Annotated in this window: 1 protein-coding gene and 1 pseudogene; one reads left to right on the top strand and one right to left on the bottom strand. The window is 33.8% G+C overall.

What is annotated here, in order from left to right:
* Positions 1 to 201 (top strand): annotated as a pseudogene (locus AC27IT_RS27705) (hypothetical protein); the annotation flags it as partial.
* A gap of 100 nt (positions 202 to 301) precedes the next feature.
* On the opposite strand, the gene AC27IT_RS27700 reads toward AC27IT_RS27705, so the two are convergent.
* On the bottom strand, positions 302 to 870 hold a 569-nt coding region (locus tag AC27IT_RS27700; RefSeq protein ID WP_487092251.1), incomplete at its 5' end, for an MFS transporter.

The raw sequence follows: 870 nt of genomic DNA, 5'->3' as shown, positions 1-870 counted from the left end.
AAAATCTTAAATGACAACGAGGTATTTAAGCCAGATGCATTGTTAGAAATCAAATCTGATGTAAATACTCTACTTACTTCTGAGTATGAGCCTTATTTAGAAGATGACTTGTATGATCGTTTGGCAGATCGTGTTGTAGAATGGCATCTTGCAAAGAATGGACCTATTAAAAGAGCAATAAATCCAAATCTTTATAGGTAATAAATTTAGGAAGAGAGGAGTTATTTACAATTCCTCTCTTTCTTGTTCCTAGAATCTGGATTATGGTGACTAAATAAGGCCTGGTTTTATTGTAGATGCCTCATGTATTTTTAAGATCTGAAGCCTTTAAAAGAAGTAGTACACTAAATAATACAATCACGATACCAGCACATAAGAGGATAAATTTAATATCGACATTAATGCTAAGAAGAGTGGAAACTAATCCATAAGAAACTGGAATAAGTCCCATGGAAACCATTGTATTTACACTCATAACTCGACCGACTATGGTTGAGGGTGTTTTCTCCTGTATTAAACTAACTATGGGAATATTAATACTCGATACACAACATCCAATAGCTAACAAGATAGCAGCAGCAAGCCAGAGATCAATTTCTCGGCTAAATATCATAAGTAATAACCCTTCCAAGAATATGAAAGAAATTGCAAGTTTTCCTCTATTCCTTTTTATGTTCAACCAGCCCATGATTATAGCTCCTAACAACATGCCACTAGCAAATGAACTTTGTAAAATACTTAAATAAAAAGCATTTCCTTTAAAACGATCCTCTGCAAGGATAGGGATGCTTAACATGAGAGGTCCAATAAAGAATAAGTTGACAATAATAAATGTCACCATGACTGTCAGAAGAAACGAGGAATCTTTAA

The organism is Brevibacillus sp. YAE8 (assembly GCF_057543335.1).
Note: the sequence above shows the minus strand (reverse complement) of the source record. Positions and strands in the feature narration are given on the sequence as shown.